The organism is Escherichia sp. MOD1-EC6021 (genome assembly GCF_002965245.1).
Classification (GTDB): Bacteria; Pseudomonadota; Gammaproteobacteria; order Enterobacterales; family Enterobacteriaceae; genus Escherichia; species Escherichia coli_F.
The window spans coordinates 53192-70974 of record NZ_PTRU01000021.1 but is presented as its reverse complement, the minus strand read 5'-3'; the positions used below and the strand labels follow the sequence as shown (position 1 = coordinate 70974).

11 protein-coding genes are annotated in these 17783 nt (G+C 53.7%); 3 read left to right on the top strand and 8 right to left on the bottom strand.

The window, feature by feature from the left end; translation table 11 throughout:
- Both iatC and nepI read right to left on the bottom strand, forming a co-directional pair.
- A partial coding sequence (iatC, locus tag BEB54_RS20570; protein ID WP_105282256.1) for an inverse autotransporter adhesin IatC occupies nucleotides 1-6476 on the bottom strand: 6476 nt, incomplete at its 3' end.
- A gap of 202 nt (nucleotides 6477-6678) precedes the next feature.
- Nucleotides 6679-7863: a purine ribonucleoside efflux pump NepI gene (gene nepI, locus BEB54_RS20565; RefSeq protein WP_032185504.1), complete on the bottom strand. Its 1185-nt coding sequence runs from the start codon at nucleotides 7861-7863 to the stop codon at nucleotides 6679-6681.
- A 233-nt stretch (nucleotides 7864-8096) separates the two neighbouring features.
- Here nepI and BEB54_RS20555 point away from each other — a divergent pair, with 233 nt between their 5' ends.
- Nucleotides 8097-8450, top strand: coding sequence for a type II toxin-antitoxin system RelE/ParE family toxin (locus BEB54_RS20555; protein WP_123059752.1), 354 nt, complete (start codon nucleotides 8097-8099; stop codon nucleotides 8448-8450).
- Nucleotides 8434-8757: a helix-turn-helix domain-containing protein gene (locus tag BEB54_RS20550; RefSeq protein ID WP_000125643.1), complete on the top strand. Its 324-nt coding sequence runs from the start codon at nucleotides 8434-8436 to the stop codon at nucleotides 8755-8757. Before BEB54_RS20555 ends, BEB54_RS20550 begins: the two co-directional genes overlap by 17 nt.
- Nucleotides 8758-8872: 115 nt before the next feature.
- Here the strand turns inward: BEB54_RS20550 and BEB54_RS20545 are convergent, their stop codons facing one another.
- Together BEB54_RS20545 and adeQ are read right to left on the bottom strand one after the other, a co-directional pair.
- Nucleotides 8873-9325 (bottom strand): DUF1198 domain-containing protein, encoded by a 453-nt coding sequence (locus BEB54_RS20545; RefSeq protein WP_001353562.1) that lies wholly within the window; start codon nucleotides 9323-9325, stop codon nucleotides 8873-8875.
- Between the two features lie 52 nt (nucleotides 9326-9377).
- Complete coding sequence (gene adeQ / locus BEB54_RS20540) at nucleotides 9378-10712, bottom strand: adenine permease AdeQ (RefSeq protein WP_024166224.1); 1335 nt, start codon at nucleotides 10710-10712, stop codon at nucleotides 9378-9380.
- 174 nt (nucleotides 10713-10886) lie between these two features.
- Between adeQ and adeD the strand changes: the two genes are divergently transcribed.
- Nucleotides 10887-12653 (top strand): adenine deaminase, encoded by a 1767-nt coding sequence (gene adeD, locus BEB54_RS20535; protein ID WP_105277605.1) that lies wholly within the window; start codon nucleotides 10887-10889, stop codon nucleotides 12651-12653.
- 45 nt (nucleotides 12654-12698) lie between these two features.
- On the opposite strand, the gene uhpT is transcribed toward adeD, so the two are convergent.
- The 4 genes from uhpT to uhpA all read right to left on the bottom strand — a co-directional run bounded on the left by uhpT (nucleotide 12699) and on the right by uhpA (nucleotide 17649).
- Entirely contained in the window at nucleotides 12699-14090 is a 1392-nt protein-coding gene (uhpT, locus tag BEB54_RS20530) for a hexose-6-phosphate:phosphate antiporter (protein WP_000879194.1), read from the bottom strand.
- A 137-nt stretch (nucleotides 14091-14227) separates the two neighbouring features.
- Nucleotides 14228-15547: an MFS transporter family glucose-6-phosphate receptor UhpC gene (uhpC, locus tag BEB54_RS20525; RefSeq protein WP_001355056.1), complete on the bottom strand. Its 1320-nt coding sequence runs from the start codon at nucleotides 15545-15547 to the stop codon at nucleotides 14228-14230.
- A 9-nt stretch (nucleotides 15548-15556) separates the two neighbouring features.
- Nucleotides 15557-17059, bottom strand: coding sequence for a signal transduction histidine-protein kinase/phosphatase UhpB (gene uhpB / locus BEB54_RS20520; protein WP_088541981.1), 1503 nt, complete (start codon nucleotides 17057-17059; stop codon nucleotides 15557-15559).
- Complete coding sequence (uhpA, locus tag BEB54_RS20515) at nucleotides 17059-17649, bottom strand: transcriptional regulator UhpA (RefSeq protein WP_000633668.1); 591 nt, start codon at nucleotides 17647-17649, stop codon at nucleotides 17059-17061. The genes uhpB and uhpA overlap by 1 nt, the downstream gene beginning before the upstream one ends.
- Nucleotides 17650-17783 lie beyond the last annotated feature (134 nt).

The window sequence follows — 17783 nt, the reverse complement described above, 5'->3', positions numbered from 1 at the left end:
GCATTGCCGAACGCGTCGGTGACTTTCACCCGCAGCGTGTTCGCCATCGCACCATCTGCCACTGAGCCGTCCTTAATGACCACCAGATCCGCGATCTTCGCCGTGCTGACATCAGCAATAAACGTCACGTTCTGGCTCAGAGTGCTGTTGTTGATGGTTGCGGTAACTGTACTGATGCCCGCCGTCTGGCTGGTGACGGAGATTTCCACGGTGCCGTCCGGCCCGGTGATAACCGTCGCGGCAACCGCTGCCCCGTTGTCCGCTGAGACGCTGACCGTCTGTCCGGCCAGCGCATTGCCGAACGCGTCGGTGACTTTCACCCGCAGCGTGTTCGCCATCGCGCCATCTGCCACTGAGCCGTCCTTAATGACCACCAGATCAGCGATCTGCGCCGTCCTGACATCCGCGACAAACGTCACGTTCCGGCTCAGGCTGCTGCTGTTGATGCTGGCAGTGACAGTACTGGCTCCCGCCGTCTGGCTGGTGACACTGATCTCCACCGTGCCGTCCGGCTCTGTGATTACCGTCGGGGCAGTCGTTGCGCCGTTGTCCGCCAACACGCTGACCGTCTGCCCGGCAAGCGCATTACCGAACGCATCGGTGACCCTCGCCCGCAGCATATTCGCCATCGCGCCATCTGCCACTGAGCCGTCCTTAATGACCACCAGATCCGCGATCTTCGCCGTCCTGACATCCGCGACAAACGTCACGTTCCGGCTCAGGCTGCTGCTGTTGATGCTGGCAGTGACAGTACTGGCTCCCGCCGTCTGGCTGGTGACACTGATCTCCACCGTGCCGTCCGGCTCTGTGATTACCGTCGGGGCAGTCGTTGCGCCGTTGTCCGCCAACACGCTGACCGTCTGCCCGGCAAGCGCATTACCGAACGCATCGGTGACCCTCGCCCGCAGCATATTCGCCATTGCACCGTCTGCCACTGAGTTATCCCGGGTGACTACCAGATCCGCTATCTGCGCCGTCCTGACATCGGCGATAAACGTCACGGTCCGGCTCAGGCTGCTGCTGTTGATGCTGGCGGTGACTGTACTGGTGCCCGCCGTCTGGCTGGTGACACTGATCTCCACCGTGCCGTCCTGCCCTGTGATGACAGTCGGAGCGACCGTTGCGCCGTTGCCTGCCAACACGCTGACCGTCTGCCCGGCAAGCACATTACCGTTAGCATCGGTGACCTTCACCCGCAGCGTGTTCGCCATTGCGCCGTCAGCCACTGAGTTATCCTGCGTCACCTCCAGACTCGCGATCTGCGCCGTTCTGACATCGGCGATAAACGTGACGTTCCGGCTCTGGCTGCTGCTCTTGATGCTGGCGGTGACCGCACTGGTGCCTGCCGTCTGGCTGGTGGCAGAGATCTCCACCGTGCCGTCCAGCCCTGTGATGACAGTCGGAGCGACCGTTGCGCCGTTATCCGCCAACACGCTGACCGCCTGTCCGGCAAGTGCATTCCCGAACGCATCGGTGACCCTCACTTGCAGCGTATTCGCCGTCGCGCCGTCTGCCACCGCGTTATCCTGGCTAACGACCAGATCCGCGATCTGCGCCGTGCTGACATCCGCAATAAACGTCACGTTCCGGCTCTGGCTGCTGTTGTTGACGCTGGCGGTGACCGCACTGATTCCGGCGGTCTGGCTGGTGACAGAGATCTCCGCCGTGCCGTCCGGCTGTGTGGTGACCGTCGGAGCAGTCGTTGCGCCGTTGCCTGCCAACACGCTGACCGTCTGCCCGGCAAGTGCATTCCCGAACGCATCGGTGACCTTCACCCGCAGCGTATTCGCCGTCGAACCGTCCGCCACCGAGTTATCCCGGGTGACCACCAGATCCGCGATCTGCGCCGTCCTGACATCGGCGATAAACGTCACGGTCCGGCTCTGGCTGCTGCTGTTAATGCTGGCAGTGACCGCACTGATTCCGGCGGTCTGGCTGGTGACACTGATCTCCACCGTGCCATCCGGCTGCGTGGTGACCGTCGGAGCAGTCGTTGCGCCGTTGCCTGCCAACACGCTGACCGTCTGCCCGGCAAGTGCATTCCCGTTAGCATCGGTGACCTTCACCCGCAGCGTATTCGCCGTCGAACCGTCCGCCACCGAGTTATCCCGGGTGACCACCAGATCCGCGATCTGCGCCGTCCTGACATCGGCGACAAACGTGACATTCCGGCTCTGGCTGCTGCTGTTAATGCTGGCAGTGACCGCACTGATTCCGGCGGTCTGGCTGGTGACAGAGATCTCCGCCGTGCCGTCCGGCTGCGTGGTGACCGTCGGAGCAGTCGTGGCACTGTTGCCTGCCAACACGCTGACCGTCTGCCCGGCAAGCACATTACCGAACGCATCCGTCACCCTCACCCGCAGCGTGTTCGCCATTGCGCCGTCAGCCACGGCGTTATCCTGTGTCACCTCCAGACTCGCAATCTGCGCCGTCCTGACATCGGCGATAAACGTGACGTTCCGGCTCTGGCTGCTGCTCTTGATGCTGGCAGTGACCGCACTGATTCCGGCGGTCTGGCTGGTGACAGAGATCTCCGCCGTGCCGTCCGGCTGTGTGGTGACCGTCGGAGTGACCGTTGCGCTGTTGTCTGCCGTCACGCTGACCGTCTGCCCGGCAAGCACATTACCGAACGCATCCGTCACCCTCACCCGCAGCGTGTTCGCCATTGCGCCGTCAGCCACTGAGTTATCCCGGGTGACCACCAGATCAGCGATCTGCGCCGTCCTGACATCGGCGATAAACGTCACATCCCGGCTCTGGCTGCTGCTGTTGATGGTTGCAGTGACGGCACTGGTGCCCGCCGTCTGGCTGGTGACACTGATCTCCACTGTGCCGTCCGGCTCTGTAATCACCGTCGGAGCGACCGTTGCGCCGTTGTCCGCCAACACGCTGACCGTCTGCCCGCCCAGCGCATTACCGAACGCGTCGGTGACTTTCACCCACAGCATGTTCTCTGTCGCGCCGTCTGCCACCGCGTTATCCTGCGTTACCCCCAGATCAGCAATACGCGCCGTGCTAACATCAGCAACAAAGTTCACCGTTTTACTATCGCTGCTTTGATTGACCTTAGCCTCAACAGTGCTGGCATCCGCTACGGTACTGCTCAGATCAACCTCTGCCATGCCATGCACATCCGTCCTGATGTCTGCACTCTGCCCTGCATTGGCAAATACAGCCGCCCCCTTCGTCACCGTAAAGGTGACGGTCTGCTCTGGCAGCACATTGCCAAACTGATCTTCCACCCGAACATTCACCGTATGTTGATCGCTACCATTGGCCAGCACATCCAGGCTACCCGTTGTCACTTGCATCGCGACGATTTGTGCGCTGGCGGCATCGCCACTAATACTGTAAACATTTGAAGTCAGGGCGCTCGCCCAGCCGGACATCTGTAGCTGTGCTTTTAAACCGGTGCCAGGAAGTAAAGCGGTATACGTTGCGGTATAAATGCCTTTTTGATCTTCATTCCAGGTAATGCTTTCCGCTTTTGTATTTGGCAGCTGGATAGCCTGGCTGATAGCGTCTCGTTGCCCCCCGACCAGGTTTTCATAGCTATCCTTGAGCGTTACCGTAACTTTAATCGCACCGCCTGCGGTATAGGTCGTTTTGTCGGTAACGATGGAGGAATAAGCCAGCACAGCTCCGCTTTCGCGGATGACATACGCATCGGATTGCTGCGCGCTACTCCATGTCGATAGTTTCAGCGTGGCGTAATGGCTATTGCCAGCAATCTTCGCGGTTCGGGTGGTGGTGTAAACGCCATCAGACTCTTCGCTCCAGTTACCCGTTTCATTTTTATCTGTACCGCTCACCTCGACCACGCCGCTACCTGCCAGCAGCGAAGCCATCCCTTTCACCAGGTTTTTCTGCTCATCCATAAGGGTAACTGACACTTTTATCTTGCCACCCGCGGTGTATGACACATCGTCCGTCTTGATGGTGGAGGTCAGCTGCGAGATATCGCCAGTAATAAAGCTCACTTCCACAGACTGACTACTGCCATTGATCTCGGCCTTGATAAGACTGTTTACCGCCTGGTCACTGGCAAGGTTAACGCTGGCAATCCCGTCTTTATCTGTCGTCACAATACCGCCATTTGGATCGGCAAAAACTGCTGCACCCTTCACGACCGTAAAGGTAACATTTTGTCCCTGCAGTAAATTTTGATGTACATCCCTGACCGTCACAGCGACGGTATTGTGATCGCGTCTGGCGACTGCGTTATTCGCGGTGATCTGCATCGCTGCGATTTTGGCGGTATCTTTATCACCCGCAATACTGAACGCATCCGAATGCTTGGTTTGCCAGCCGGGCATCGTCAGCTGGGCCGTTAATTTGTCGCCAATGAGATGGGCCGTATAGTTTGCTTTGTAAACTCCCTCACTTTCTTCCGTCCAGGCACTAACAGCATCAGTCTTCGTGTTGTCTACTTTAACAGCCTGTTTAAGAAGTTCTTTTCTTCCGGTAACCCCGTTGCCATTCTCATCTTTCAGGGTCACTTTTACGCCTATCGGCTTACCCGCGACGTAATTATTCTGGTCTGTTTCAATCATGGAGTCCGCTCGGGATGCCATATTAGCCACAATGGCAATCAGCGCTGGTGTTTTAGCAACATCGTCGCCGTTAAATTGTGGCATCAGCGACAACGCGCCTGACGTCTTCCCGGAGGTAACTAACTGGGTATAGGTTCCGTTACCGTTGTCTTTCCATTCGCTTAGGGCGAAATCTTGCAAACCTTTCGCATGGGTTTTTAATGTCATACCCGGGATAGGCTTGCCGCTGGAATCTCGCGCGGTATAGGTCAGCGTTGAGATTGATTTTCCATCCGCAAGCAGGATTTGTAGATCGACAGAAAGCGTTGAATCAGCGAGGCTTAGTGTGGGTTTTTCTACAACCACCATACTTTCTTCACGCCGGGAGAAATTCCCTTTCGAATCTTCCGCTATAACTGTTATTGGGTAAGTGTTGTCGGTTTCAGGCATTACCGTAAATCGGTAGGGTGGAATAGTGACCTGAATATCCTTGCCGGAAACAGCAACTTTCCCGCCCGCAGATTGCAAGGAAGCGGCTTCGATGTCATAACCTTTCAGCGCGTATTTGGTTTGTAAGGAAGAAACCAGCGATTTAACCTCGCCCGGCTTGCCTTTCAGCGGATCGGTCAGCGTCAGCCGCACCAGTTCTTTCTTGCGATATTCAAGGACAATATTGTTATTACGATCGACCAGGTCATAGCGACTGCCTACAAGGCTACGCCGTGCTGCTACTTCAGCCGGATCGAGCTGTTTTTGCAGTGATTGACCGGGTTGCAGCGTCAGCTCCATACCAATTCGGGTGTCGTTTTCTCCCTGTTTGCCCTGCCGTTGCTCGGCACTAAAGGAGATCAGGGGAACGGGGGTGTAACTCAATCCTGCGGTAATCGCGTGAGGATCATTTTGTCGCTCATCTTTACCAAATAGCGCCACTTCATCGCCGTAATATTGTTCATAGACTAACTTACCGCCCAACTGCGGCCAGGCCGGTAACCAGCCTTCGGCGCGAAGATCCCAACCGTTCGCCGGGCGTGCTTCATAATCATTGTCCAGTTCCGGTGCGCTACGCCAGTTACTGAGGCGCAGATAACCGTTGCCGCTCAGTTTCAGGTAATCGCGCCAGTATTCAACGCCCATCCCGGTTCGGGTGTGATAGCGGCTCAGGTCATGATCGATAAACAGGTTTATGCCCGACATCCAGCTCGGAGTGAAATAACGCCAGCCGATACCGTGGTTCGTTTGAGTGCGATCATCCGTACGGTGGAGTGCATGCTGGCTGAAGACCAGGTTATCTGGCGTTTCGTACCAGGGATGGAGAAATTCAAATGAAGAGCTTTTAAGGCTGAAACCTTCATCAACACCCAGAGATACCCGGGCAGTTCCCCAGCGGCTGAGCCAGTCTGTCGCCTGCGCAGACACAGAAGAAGCCACCCAGCCACGCGCCATACTCGCAGCCTGTTCGCTGTCCATATCGCGCGCTAAAAGTGTCCCACTTTGTTGCGCCACTTCCGCGACCTGCATTTGTGGATCTTTACCGTCGCGCTCCATCTGCATTGCTTTCAGAGTGCGCGCTTCAGGGCTGTTACTGTTGATGAGTGGTACATCTATCTCATCGCCCTGACGCACATTGTCAAAGCCCCGCGCAAAGGTACGGAACTGATTCAGGCGACGTAATTCATCAACGGTAATACCAAAGCGTGCCGCGACCGTTGGTGGCGATTCCAACGCCCCCAAGGTGTATGGAATAGTTTTAACGTTCGACAGGATCAGTGACGCGGCAGTATCCGAATGCGCAGGGTTAACATGCGTAGGGGCAGCAGCCATAACAGGGAAAATAGTTTGTGTTATCAGGCAAATACCGGCGGTCAGACGACGTAAACGATCCCCCAATCCACATATGGTTTTATTACCCCGACGATCGCCATTCCCATGCGCTTTCCCTGCCATTTGTCATCCCTGTCGCTATGCGTTCAGATTAAATGACTTTTCTTTAACATGAGGGAAAATGATGATTCATGATGAGTAAATGATGAATGCTGGTAGAAGAATGGAAATAACAACAAGATAAGAACAATGCCCGATCAATTGTTATCAGAGGGAAGAACAGGAGAGTGTTCCCACCACAGCAGTAACCCCTCCTGTAAATACGTTACTTCATTTTCACCTTTGCGGTGACTAACAGCGCGGTAAGCAACATCAATGTGCCGGACAACATCAGCGGCGAAGTCAGACCAATGTTATCCAACGCATAACCGCCGATTGCCGCACCGCAGGTATTGGCAAGCTGAATAACGGCCACCTGAATAGACCCAGCCTTTTCTGCCTGATCGGCTAGTGAGCGAGTGATCCACGTTGACCAGCCAACGGGAATTAAAGCAAAAGTCAGCCCCCAGATAATCGCAACGCCGGTCGCCACGATTTTATCGCTTCCCCACAACGTCAGCACCAACGCACTCAGAGCCAGTATTAACGGCGCACCTGCTAAGGCCAGTTTTACCGAATGTTTAAGAATGAACGACGAAAGCGACGTGCCGATAAAGCTGGCGATACCAAAACTCAACAGCACCAGCGTTAAGCCATCCACGCCGAATCCTGCGAGATTCATATACACTGGACGAATATACGTGAAGAAAGCAAACTGCCCGGCGAAAGACATGAAGATGGCGATCATCCCGGCCATCACGCCCGGACGCTGTAATAAGCGGAAAGTATTTTGCTTCTGATGCGAGGGTTCGCCAGGCAGCGAAGGCAATGATTTGATAATCCAGATAATACACAGCACGCCCATCACCGCCGCCGCATTAAAGACATTGCGCCAACCGATAAGCTCACCTAAAAAGCTGCCCAACGGTGCGGCTATCACCAGCGCAATAGAAACCGCGCCGAAGATCACCGACAGCGCCTTCGGCACCGTACGCGCTGGTACCAGACGCATGGTCAGCGACGCCGACATCGCCCAGAACCCGCCGAGTGCCAACCCCAGACAGGCACGACCGATTAAAAGCAAACTGAATGAGTTGGCAAAGGAAACCAGCAAGCAGGAGAGCGTCAGCAAAACGGCAAACAAAATAACAACGTAGCGGCGGTCAGTGGCCTGAATTGTCTGGGTAATAAACAAACTGGCAAACATTGCCACAAAAGCGGTCACGGTCACCGATTGCCCGGCAACCCCTTCCGAAATACCTAAATCCTGGGCCATTGGCGTCAACAAACTGACGGGCAAAAACTCAACGATAATCAGGCAGGCGACGCAAAACGCTACCGAGAAAACGGCGGACCAGTTCGGTCGGATGATGGCATCCGCGCCGCGGTTTTCGGCAATAAATTCACTCATGGTGTTACCCGTGGCATGTTTCAACGGAAAAGCCGACCACTTTAACACTGAAATGTGTGACGCATTTAACGTTTTTGCAACTTTTACGGTGTTGTGGGAAAAGTTCGAGGCTGCTCGAAGAAATAAAAATCATAGGGCAAGCTGATATGCATTTTCGCGATTGGGTTGGGAATAAGGGATAAAGTATTGCACTTGGTGATATACTTTAATAACAGGACCTCAACGATATGCGCGTGTTTAAAACCAAATGGTTTGCAAGGGAAGCCAGGTCTCATGCAATAACAGATGAAGAGTTGTGCCGGGCCATTTTAGAAACGGAGCAAGGTAAAGCTGATGCACTTGGTGGTGGCGTTTTTAAAAAGCGCCTTCACCAAAATCGTGAGCGTGCAATTATTCTGGCAAAAGGGGGAAGCAATTGGTTTTACACGTTTTTATATGCAAAACAGGATATGTCGAACATCAATAGTCAGGAACTGGCTGGGTTTCGTGAACTTGCAAAGCATTATGCCTTCCTGACGAAAGCCCAACTAACAGCAATGATTAACACTAAAGAACAGACAGAGATCTGCTATGACTGCAAAAACTAAATTTAAAAGTCCTGCATTTGAGGCTATTCACAGCGCAGCTGCTGGATTGTCCAGCGTCGATGCTATTTCTGCCGAAACGATGCGTACTTTTGACAAAGCCTGCCTGACCAGCGTGCAAGACTTACAACCTGTTGAGATAAAAGCACTGCGGGAAAAATTAAAAGTGAGTCAGCCCGTCTTCGCTCACTATCTCAATACCAGCGTTTCAACTGTACAAAAATGGGAAAGTGGCGCTAAACGCCCCAATGGCATTTCATTAAAACTGCTCAGCATTGTGCAAAAACACGGGCTGGAGGTGCTGCTGTAAATAGAACGTAGATAATGCGTTCACCTACTGTCAGTTCCGATGCCGGATGCGGCGTGCACGCCTTATCCACCCACCAGCTCAGGCGCGGTCTGTAGGCTAATAAGACGAAACGGTTTTAATGCAGCCAGTGAACGCCCTCAGCAGGCTGAAAGAATGCGTTATAGCGCATCTGAAAAGCATTAATATCCTGCATTTCAGGTTCGGTTTCGCGCAGAAAACCCAGCGCCAGCCTGACCTGAGCATCGGTAATCGGCGCGGCAAGACGGGCTTTTTGTAAAATCCGATGCCATTGCAGCAGGTTCTGTTCGCTTCCATCGACAATGACAATTTGCCAGATGAGCAACACCTGCGCGGCGTTTTGCAGGTGCGACTCATCCGGGCGATGCAAATAACGTAAAAATTCCTCACCGGCTGACTTTCCCATTTGATCAACCATCGACTCCACGGGTACGACATCAATATTCAGCCGATCGCTGAGACGGCGAATCGCCTTTCTGGCCCCGGATGTCAGCACCCGAAAACCAATTACAAACACCACCGCCAGCGTAGCGAGCATTATCCAGATCATGAGTTCTCCTGCGTAATCAGAACTCATGATATCTGGAAACCCTCGCCAGTTACTAATCCACCAAAATAATCTTCAGAGCAAACAGAGCTGCAACCACCACCACACACAGGTTCAGATCGCGCCAGCGCCCGGTGCACACCTTCATGATGCAGTACGACATAAAGCCAAGCGCAATCCCTTCGGTGATCGAGAAAGTAAAGGGCATCATCACCGTAGTAATAAATGCAGGTACTGATTCGGTAAAATCATCCCAGTTAACGCGCGCCAGGCTTGAGGTCATCAGCACGCCAACAAAGATTAACGCTCCGGCGGTGGCGTAAGGAGGGACCATTGCCACCAGCGGCGAGAAAAACATAACCAACAGAAACATAATGCCGACCACGACCGCAGTCAGCCCCGTTCGACCACCAACTGCCACACCAGAAGTACTTTCAATATAGGCGGTAACAGACGAGGTGCCGATAAACGCGCCCGCCACCGAACTGACGCTATCAACATATAGCGCCTTATTCATATTAGGGAATTTACCGTTACTATCTATTAAGCCAGCTTTATCAGTCACACCGATTAATGTTCCTGATGAATCAAATAGGTTGATCAGCATAAAGGAGAAAATGATACCAGCGAGTTCAAGTGATAATGCGCCACTCAAATCCACTTCACCAATGACGCCGCTAATATCAGGCGGAATGGAATAGACGCCGCTAAAATGAACATCACCGAAAAATAATCCACAGCAAGACGTCACCACAATAGAGACCAGCACCGCGGCATGAAAATGACGAGATGACAACACGGTTATAATAAAAAACCCTAATATACCTAACAACACACCGTGAGAACTTAAATCACCAATCATCACCAGGGTGTCTTTATTGGCGACAATAACACCAGTATTTTTCAACCCCATTAAGGCGATAAATAATCCGATTCCGCTAGTGATACCAATACGTAAACTTAATGGAATGTTGGAGATCATCCAGTACCGGATGCGAAACAGCGTGAGCAAAAATAGCCCAATTGCGCCCCAGAATATTGCGCCCATCCCGGTCTGCCAGGAGATGCCCATCGCCCCCACGACCACAAACGCAAAGAAGGCGTTCAGCCCCATTGCCGGAGCCAGCGCCACGGGTAAGTTAGCAAATATCCCCATCGCAATACTGCCGATACCGGCAATCAAACAGGTGGTAACAAACACCACTTTCGGGTCCATTTGTGCCGCGCCGAGGATTTGCGGGTTCACAAAAACGATGTACACCATGGTTAAAAAAGTGGTCATCCCCGCAATCAATTCTGTGCGGACGGTGGTCCCATGCTGAGGTAGTTTAAATAATCGCGAAAGCGTCCCTGATTCATTACTCACGTAATCGGTATTGTCATTATTCATTTTTTTGTCCATTGGAGGAGATTTAATCCCTTGCTTTTGTAAAACAAATGACAACAACGGTTCAGTGATAATTATCACATTTCAATTGCGCATTAATGGATATTCTTTAATAATCTCGCGACGTTTCCTTATGATAAATAATAATCAAATTGATAAAATCAAAATGAGAAAAATATGAATAATTCTATTAACCATAAATTTCATCACATTAGCCGGGCGGAATACCAGGAATTGTTAGCCGTTTCCCGTGGCGACGCTGTTGCCGATTATATTATTGATAATGTCTCTATTCTCGATCTGATCAATGGTGGAGAAATTTCCGGGCCAATTGTGATTAAAGGACGTCACATTGCCGGTGTTGGCGCAGAATATGCTGACGCTCCGGCTTTGCAGCGGATTGATGCACGCGGCGCAACGGCGGTGCCAGGGTTTATTGATGCTCACCTGCATATTGAATCCAGCATGATGACGCCGGTTACTTTTGAAACCGCCACTCTGCCGCGTGGCCTGACGACTGTTATTTGCGACCCCCATGAAATCGTCAACGTGATGGGCGAAGCCGGATTCGCCTGGTTTGCCCGCTGTGCCGAACAGGCAAGGCAAAACCAGTATTTGCAGGTCAGTTCTTGCGTACCTGCCCTGGAAGGCTGCGATGTTAACGGTGCCAGTTTTACCCTTGAACAGATGCTCGCCTGGCGTGACCATCCGCAGGTTACCGGCCTTGCAGAAATGATGGATTACCCTGGCGTAATTAGCGGGCAGAATGCGCTGCTCGATAAACTGGACGCATTTCGCCACCTGACGCTGGACGGTCACTGCCCGGGTTTGGGCGGTAAAGAACTTAATGCCTATATTGCTGCGGGTATTGAAAACTGCCACGAAAGTTATCTGCTGGAAGAAGGTCGCCGGAAGTTACAACTCGGCATGTCGTTGATGATCCGCGAAGGGTCCGCTGCCCGCAATCTCAACGCACTGGCACCGTTGATCAACGAATTTAACAGCCCGCAATGTATGCTCTGCACCGATGACCGTAACCCGTGGGAGATCGCCCATGAAGGACATATCGATGCCTTAATTCGTCGCCTGATCGAACAACACAATGTGCCGCTGCATGTGGCATATCGCGTCGCCAGCTGGTCGACGGCGCGCCATTTTGGTCTGAATCACCTCGGCTTACTGGCACCCGGCAAGCAGGCGGATATCGTCCTGTTGAGCGATGCGCGTAAGGTCACGGTGCAGCAGGTACTGGTGAAAGGCGAGCCGATTGACGCACAAACCTTACAAGCGGAAGAGTCAGCGAGACTGGCACAATCCGCTCCGCCGTATGGCAATACCATTGCCCGCCAGCCAGTTTCCGCCAGCGACTTTGCCCTGCAATTTACGCCTGGAAAACGCTATCGGGTCATTGACGTCATCCATAACGAATTGATTACGCACTCCCGCTCCAGCGTCTACAGCGAAAATGGTTTTGATCGCGATGATGTGTGCTTTATTGCCGTACTTGAGCGTTACGGGAAAAGACTGGCTCCAGCCTGTGGTTTGCTCGGCGGTTTTGGCCTGAATGAAGGCGCGCTGGCTGCGACGGTCAGCCATGACAGCCATAATATTGTGGTGATCGGTCGTAGTGCCGAAGAGATGGCGCTGGCGGTCAATCAGGTGATTCAGGATGGCGGCGGACTATGCGTAGTACGTAACGGTCAGGTACAGAGCCATCTGCCATTGCCCATTGCCGGGCTGATGAGCACCGACACGGCACAATCGCTGGCGGAGCAAATTGACGCATTGAAAGCTGCCGCCCGTGAATGTGGTCCGTTACCGGATGAGCCGTTTATTCAGATGGCGTTTCTTTCCCTGCCAGTTATCCCCGCACTGAAACTGACCAGCCAGGGGCTGTTTGATGGTGAAAAGTTTGCCTTCACCACGCTGGAATTCACGGAATAATAAAAAAAGCCCGGCGTCATGCCGGGCAAAAGTCACCAGTTACGTTTATGCCACTGTCAACTGCTGAATCTTTTTCTCGCGGCGGATTTTGCGTTCTTCCATCACCGCCACTATCGCCATCAGGCAGATACAACCAATCGCGGCGATATCCAGTGCAGCAAAGGTGCCTGCCCAGCCGGTAAGGCCGAATACCGGCGTACCATCGGCAATCATCCCCAGCCCTAACTTGGCAAAGCTGTCGCCAATCAGGTAAGCGAAGGTGCCTTTAATACCATCGGCAGCACCAATGGCTTTTTTAGGTACAAAACCAACAGCAGCCACACCAATCAACAATTGCGGGCCAAAGACCAGGAAACCTAACGCAAAGAGAGAAGCCAGGTAGATATATTCGTTGCTGGCATGTTGATACACACCGAGCGTGGCGATAATCAGCGCCAGCGCGATGCAGGCCACCAGGCCACGGCGACCGTTCGCCAGGTCAGAGAGCCAGCCCCACAACAGCGTACCCACCAGCGCACCAGCTTCAAACAGCGTAAAGCCCTGAATCGCCACCGCTTTAGAGAGTTTCAGTTCCTGGAACGCATACACGGTTGACCACTGGTCGATACCAATACGCACCACATAGAGGAAAATGTTGGCGAAGCACAGCAGCCAGATCACTTTGTTTTTCAGCACATACTCAACAAAGATCTGCCACTTGGTCATATCGGTAGATTCTGTCTCTTTGTCCTCTTCGCTGATCTCTTCGCCGAACAGTTCTTCAGCTTTGCCGAGGCCATAAGATTCCGGGGAGTCGCTGCCGTAACGCAGGCCGATAAAACCGACAATCAACGCGATGATGGACGGGAAGATAAACATGCCGATCACATGGCCGTCAAACAGGTAATTTGCGCCGAACAGCGCCACACCTGCCGCGCCCGCACCGCCAAGATTGTGAGAAATATTCCAGAAACCGAGGAACGTCCCGCGCTTACGACGCGGCGTCCATTTGGTGATGGTGGAGTAACTGCACGATCCCCCGGTACTCTGGAAAAAGCCGCTTAAGGCGTAGAAGGCAATCATCAGGAACAGACTAACCGAGCCGCTGCCCATACTGGCACTGAAGCCCAACATACAAATGGCAGACAAGATCAGCATGAACGGCAGGAATTGTTTGGTGTTTTTACCGTCGGCGTAATAGGAAACCAGTGTTTTACCCACACCATAAGTGATGGAGAAGCCCAGGCCGATCATCCCCAGCTGCGTCATGCTCAAGCCGTAGGTCGAGATCATGTCGTTCTGCGCGATGTTAAAGTTCTTGCGAATCAGGTACATCGTCAGGTAGCCGATAAAGACCACCAGGTAGGATTGCATGAACGGTTTGAACCACATTTTGCGCCGCACTTCGAGCGGAAGATCCAGGGTCGGCTTGCGAACCTGGTTTAAGAAAGCCAGCATGGGTTACTCCTGAAATGAATACCTGCGTGAGGTATGCATTGTAAAAATCAGCAGCAAATCAGGCCTGAGATAGCGTCCAGGCAAAACCTGGAAAATTTCTTAGTTTTGCCGGATATGAAGTGAAAAAGTGAGATGCATCACGCTTCGCGCGGTGTCTGGGCATTCAAAAAGGGCAGTAACAGCAGTGCGGAAATCCCGGCGGCAATGGCGATAACCACAAAAAAACCGCTCCAGTGCCAGGTATCGAGTACTTTCGCCAGCGGCCAACCAGCAAGCGACGCCCCCAGATAAGCAAACAAGCCGACAAACCCCGTTGCCGCCCCTGCCGCCTCCTTGTGGGAACACTCTGCTGCCGCCATGCCGATTAACATCTGCGGGCCAAAGACAAAAAAACCAATGGTGAAGAAGCAGCTTGCCTGCATCACGTAGCTGGCAAATGGCATCAGCCACAGCGAGCCGACGGACAGCAAAATCCCGGCGGCGAAAATTAAATTCATCGGCCCGCGGTTGCCGTTAAAGAGTTTGTCCGAGCCCCAACCCGCTACCAGCGCACCGATAAATCCGCCCAGTTCAAACATTGTCACTGCCGTATTCGCCGTGACCAGATCGACGCCCAGCGTCTCGGACATATACAAATTGCCCCAGTCGTTGATCGCCGCCCGGACCACATAGACCAGCACATAGCAAAACGAAAGCAGCCAGATATACGGATTCAGCAACACATACTTGGTGAGGATCTCTTTACGCGTCAGCCCTGCCCCTTCTTGTTGTTGAGCAATCTCCAGCGCGTCGTGCCGCCATTCACCGACCGCCGGTAAACCTAACGCCTGCGGGCGATCGCGCAGCCGCCAGCAGAGAATAATCCCCACGACTATCGCCATACAACCGGCAATCATCATCCCGGCACGCCAGCCGTAATGCAGCGCAGCTGCTGCCATCACAATGGGAATGAGCGCACCGCCAACGTTATGCGCCGTGTTCCATAATGCCCACCAACCCCCGCGCTCGGTACGAGAATACCAGGCCGTTAACAGACGCGCACACACCGGTGAACCCCAGCCCTGGAAAAAGGCGTTCAACACCCAGAGCACGGCAAACGCCCATAGCGACGTCGAGAAGCCAAACAGAATGTTGATGATGCCCGTGGCGATAAGCCCTATCCCCATAAAATAACGGGCATTTGAGCGGTCGCTGACAATGCCGGAGACAAACTTCGACACGCCGTAGGTAATGTAAAACAGGGTCGCTAACAGGCCGATATCGCTACGGCTGAGCACGCCATTAGCAAGGATTTCTGGTACGGCGGCGTTAAAACTTTTCCGCGTGAAGTAAAACAGCGCGTAACCCAGCCAGATGGTCAGCAGAATATGGCGACGCCAGTAACGGTAACGGGCATCAATTTCTTGTTTATCGCTAATCAACGGCGCGTCAGCTGGCGCTTTCAGAAACGGCAACATCATCAAGCCTTAGACATAACGTTGAGGTAGAGAAACACTGACACGCGTGCCGTGCAAACAGGAGATGGTCAAGGTGCCACCCAGCGCCGTTACTCGCTCGCGCATTCCGGTGAGGCCAAAACCGTGTTGCCCGGAACCCGGCGGTAAACCGCTACCATCGTCTTCAATCACCAGCATCAACCGTTCGTCCTGCTGCCAGCCTTGCAACGTGACCGCACTGGCATCGGCATGTTTCACAATGTTGTTCAACCCTTCCTGGCAGACGCGAAACAGCGTCACGCGCTGGTTTTCGCTTAACGCTGATTCATCGATTCGCCATTCGAGATGGCTGACAATACCGCGCCCTTCCAGCTCCATTTCCCGCATCAGTGAGCGGATGGCCTGCTCCAGAGTGAGATCATCCAGCTGGCGCGGACGTAACCGACCTAACAAACGGCGCACCGCGTCGTAAACGCCCAGCGATAGTTGTTCGATGAGCTGCCCGCTCTGCTTCACGCTGGCATTATCTGCCGCCAGTCGCTGGACAATGCCCGCTTGAGTACGAATAGCAGTGATGGTCTGGCCGATATCATCATGCAGCTCACGCGCCACATCACGGCGCACGCTCTCTTCAGTTTCTAACAAACGTTCAGCCAGATGCTGATTGCGCGCCAGTTCCTTTTGCAGCGACTGGTTAAGTTCACGCAACCGCTGGATGCCAGCGCCCAGTAACAACCCTGTCAGACTTTGCACCAGCAGCGAGAGCAATAAATCGACCGGATGGTCACGCCAGGTTTGACTGGCGATCAGCGCGATGGCGTTCATCAACGTCGCAATCAGCGCCCCTTGCCAGCCATAGTGCCATGCCAGCGCGATAATCGGCAGCGCCAGGCAGAATGGCGTAAAGCGCGACAGTTCATCCGGCAATCCCAACTGGAGCCAGAGACTGATAACAAACAGCAGCAAGTACCAGACCAGATGCCGCCCGCGCCAGTTGATTGGCTGAGAAACCAATGACGGACCGAGCGGCAGCCAGGTGTTATTGGCGAGATAGTGCCAGAACACCAGACATATCGGGGCCAGCGTCAGGCCGCCAGTTAAAGTTAACAGCAGCGCATTCCACGACTCTTTGCCGTACCAAAGCCAGGGCAACGACTGCAACAACGCCGCCGCCGTCAGCGCTGCCCCCTGTAACAGCAGGGTGCGCCAGTCGCGTTGATGGCGATAGCGTGAGATCAGCGCCACGGGCAGTAACGTCAGCAAACTACCGATCATCAATAAGGAGAAATGGCTTAAACCAACCGCCTGCATTAACCAATAAATCAGCAGCCATTCCGCGCCCAGCAGCACCGGCCAGTATCCGCGCGGGCATTGCAGCATTAGCCCCAGACGCAGACCAAACGGAAATAACAGCACCGCCATATCAGGGCGCTCAACCAGATGCAGGCTGATACTCCACAGGCAAAACCACGCGGCAGAGAAGATAAAAAAGCAGGCAATAACAGTAATTAAGCGGGAGAACAACGTCTTCATCACCAGCCATCAAACATGCGGCGCGCCAGTTCCACGTCGTTACTGACGCCCAGTTTTTCCATCAGGTTGGCGCGATGGACGTGTACCGTTTTCGGCGACAAGCCCAGTTCGGCGGCAATCTCTTTCACCGCCATTCCTTGCGCCAGTTTTTCCGCCACCTGGCGTTCACGTTTGGTCAGCGGGTCCTGGCGACCGGATGCCAGTTTAATGGCAATATCCGGTGTCAAATAACAGCCGCCCGTGGCAACCGTATGCACCGCAGCAATCAGTTCGTCAGGGCTACAGCGTTTGGAGAGAAAGCCGCGCGCCCCCGCGTTAAGCGCCTGCTCAACCAGCGCCGGACTGTCATGAACGGAGAGCATAATTGTCGCCATACCTTTCGGCAGCTGGCTTAGCAGCTCCAGACCGGAGATATCGGGCATGGAGATATCGCAAATACACACCTGCACACCGCGTCCCGGCAGCCCCGCCAGCGCCTCGCGCCCCGAACCAAACTCGGCAACTACCTGCAAATCAGGTTCCAGCCCCAGCAACTGCGCAAAGCCGGAGCGGACGATGAGGTGATCGTCTATAAGGGCAACGGTGATCATGATTGGGTCCTGGCGGATAAAAAACGCGCATACCTTAACGATAAGCGCGATGTTGTTCAAGTTTGATATGGGTATGTATTGACTGATTGATGTTGCGCTTATCGCAAAAACGCTTACCTGAAAGGTAAGCGTTT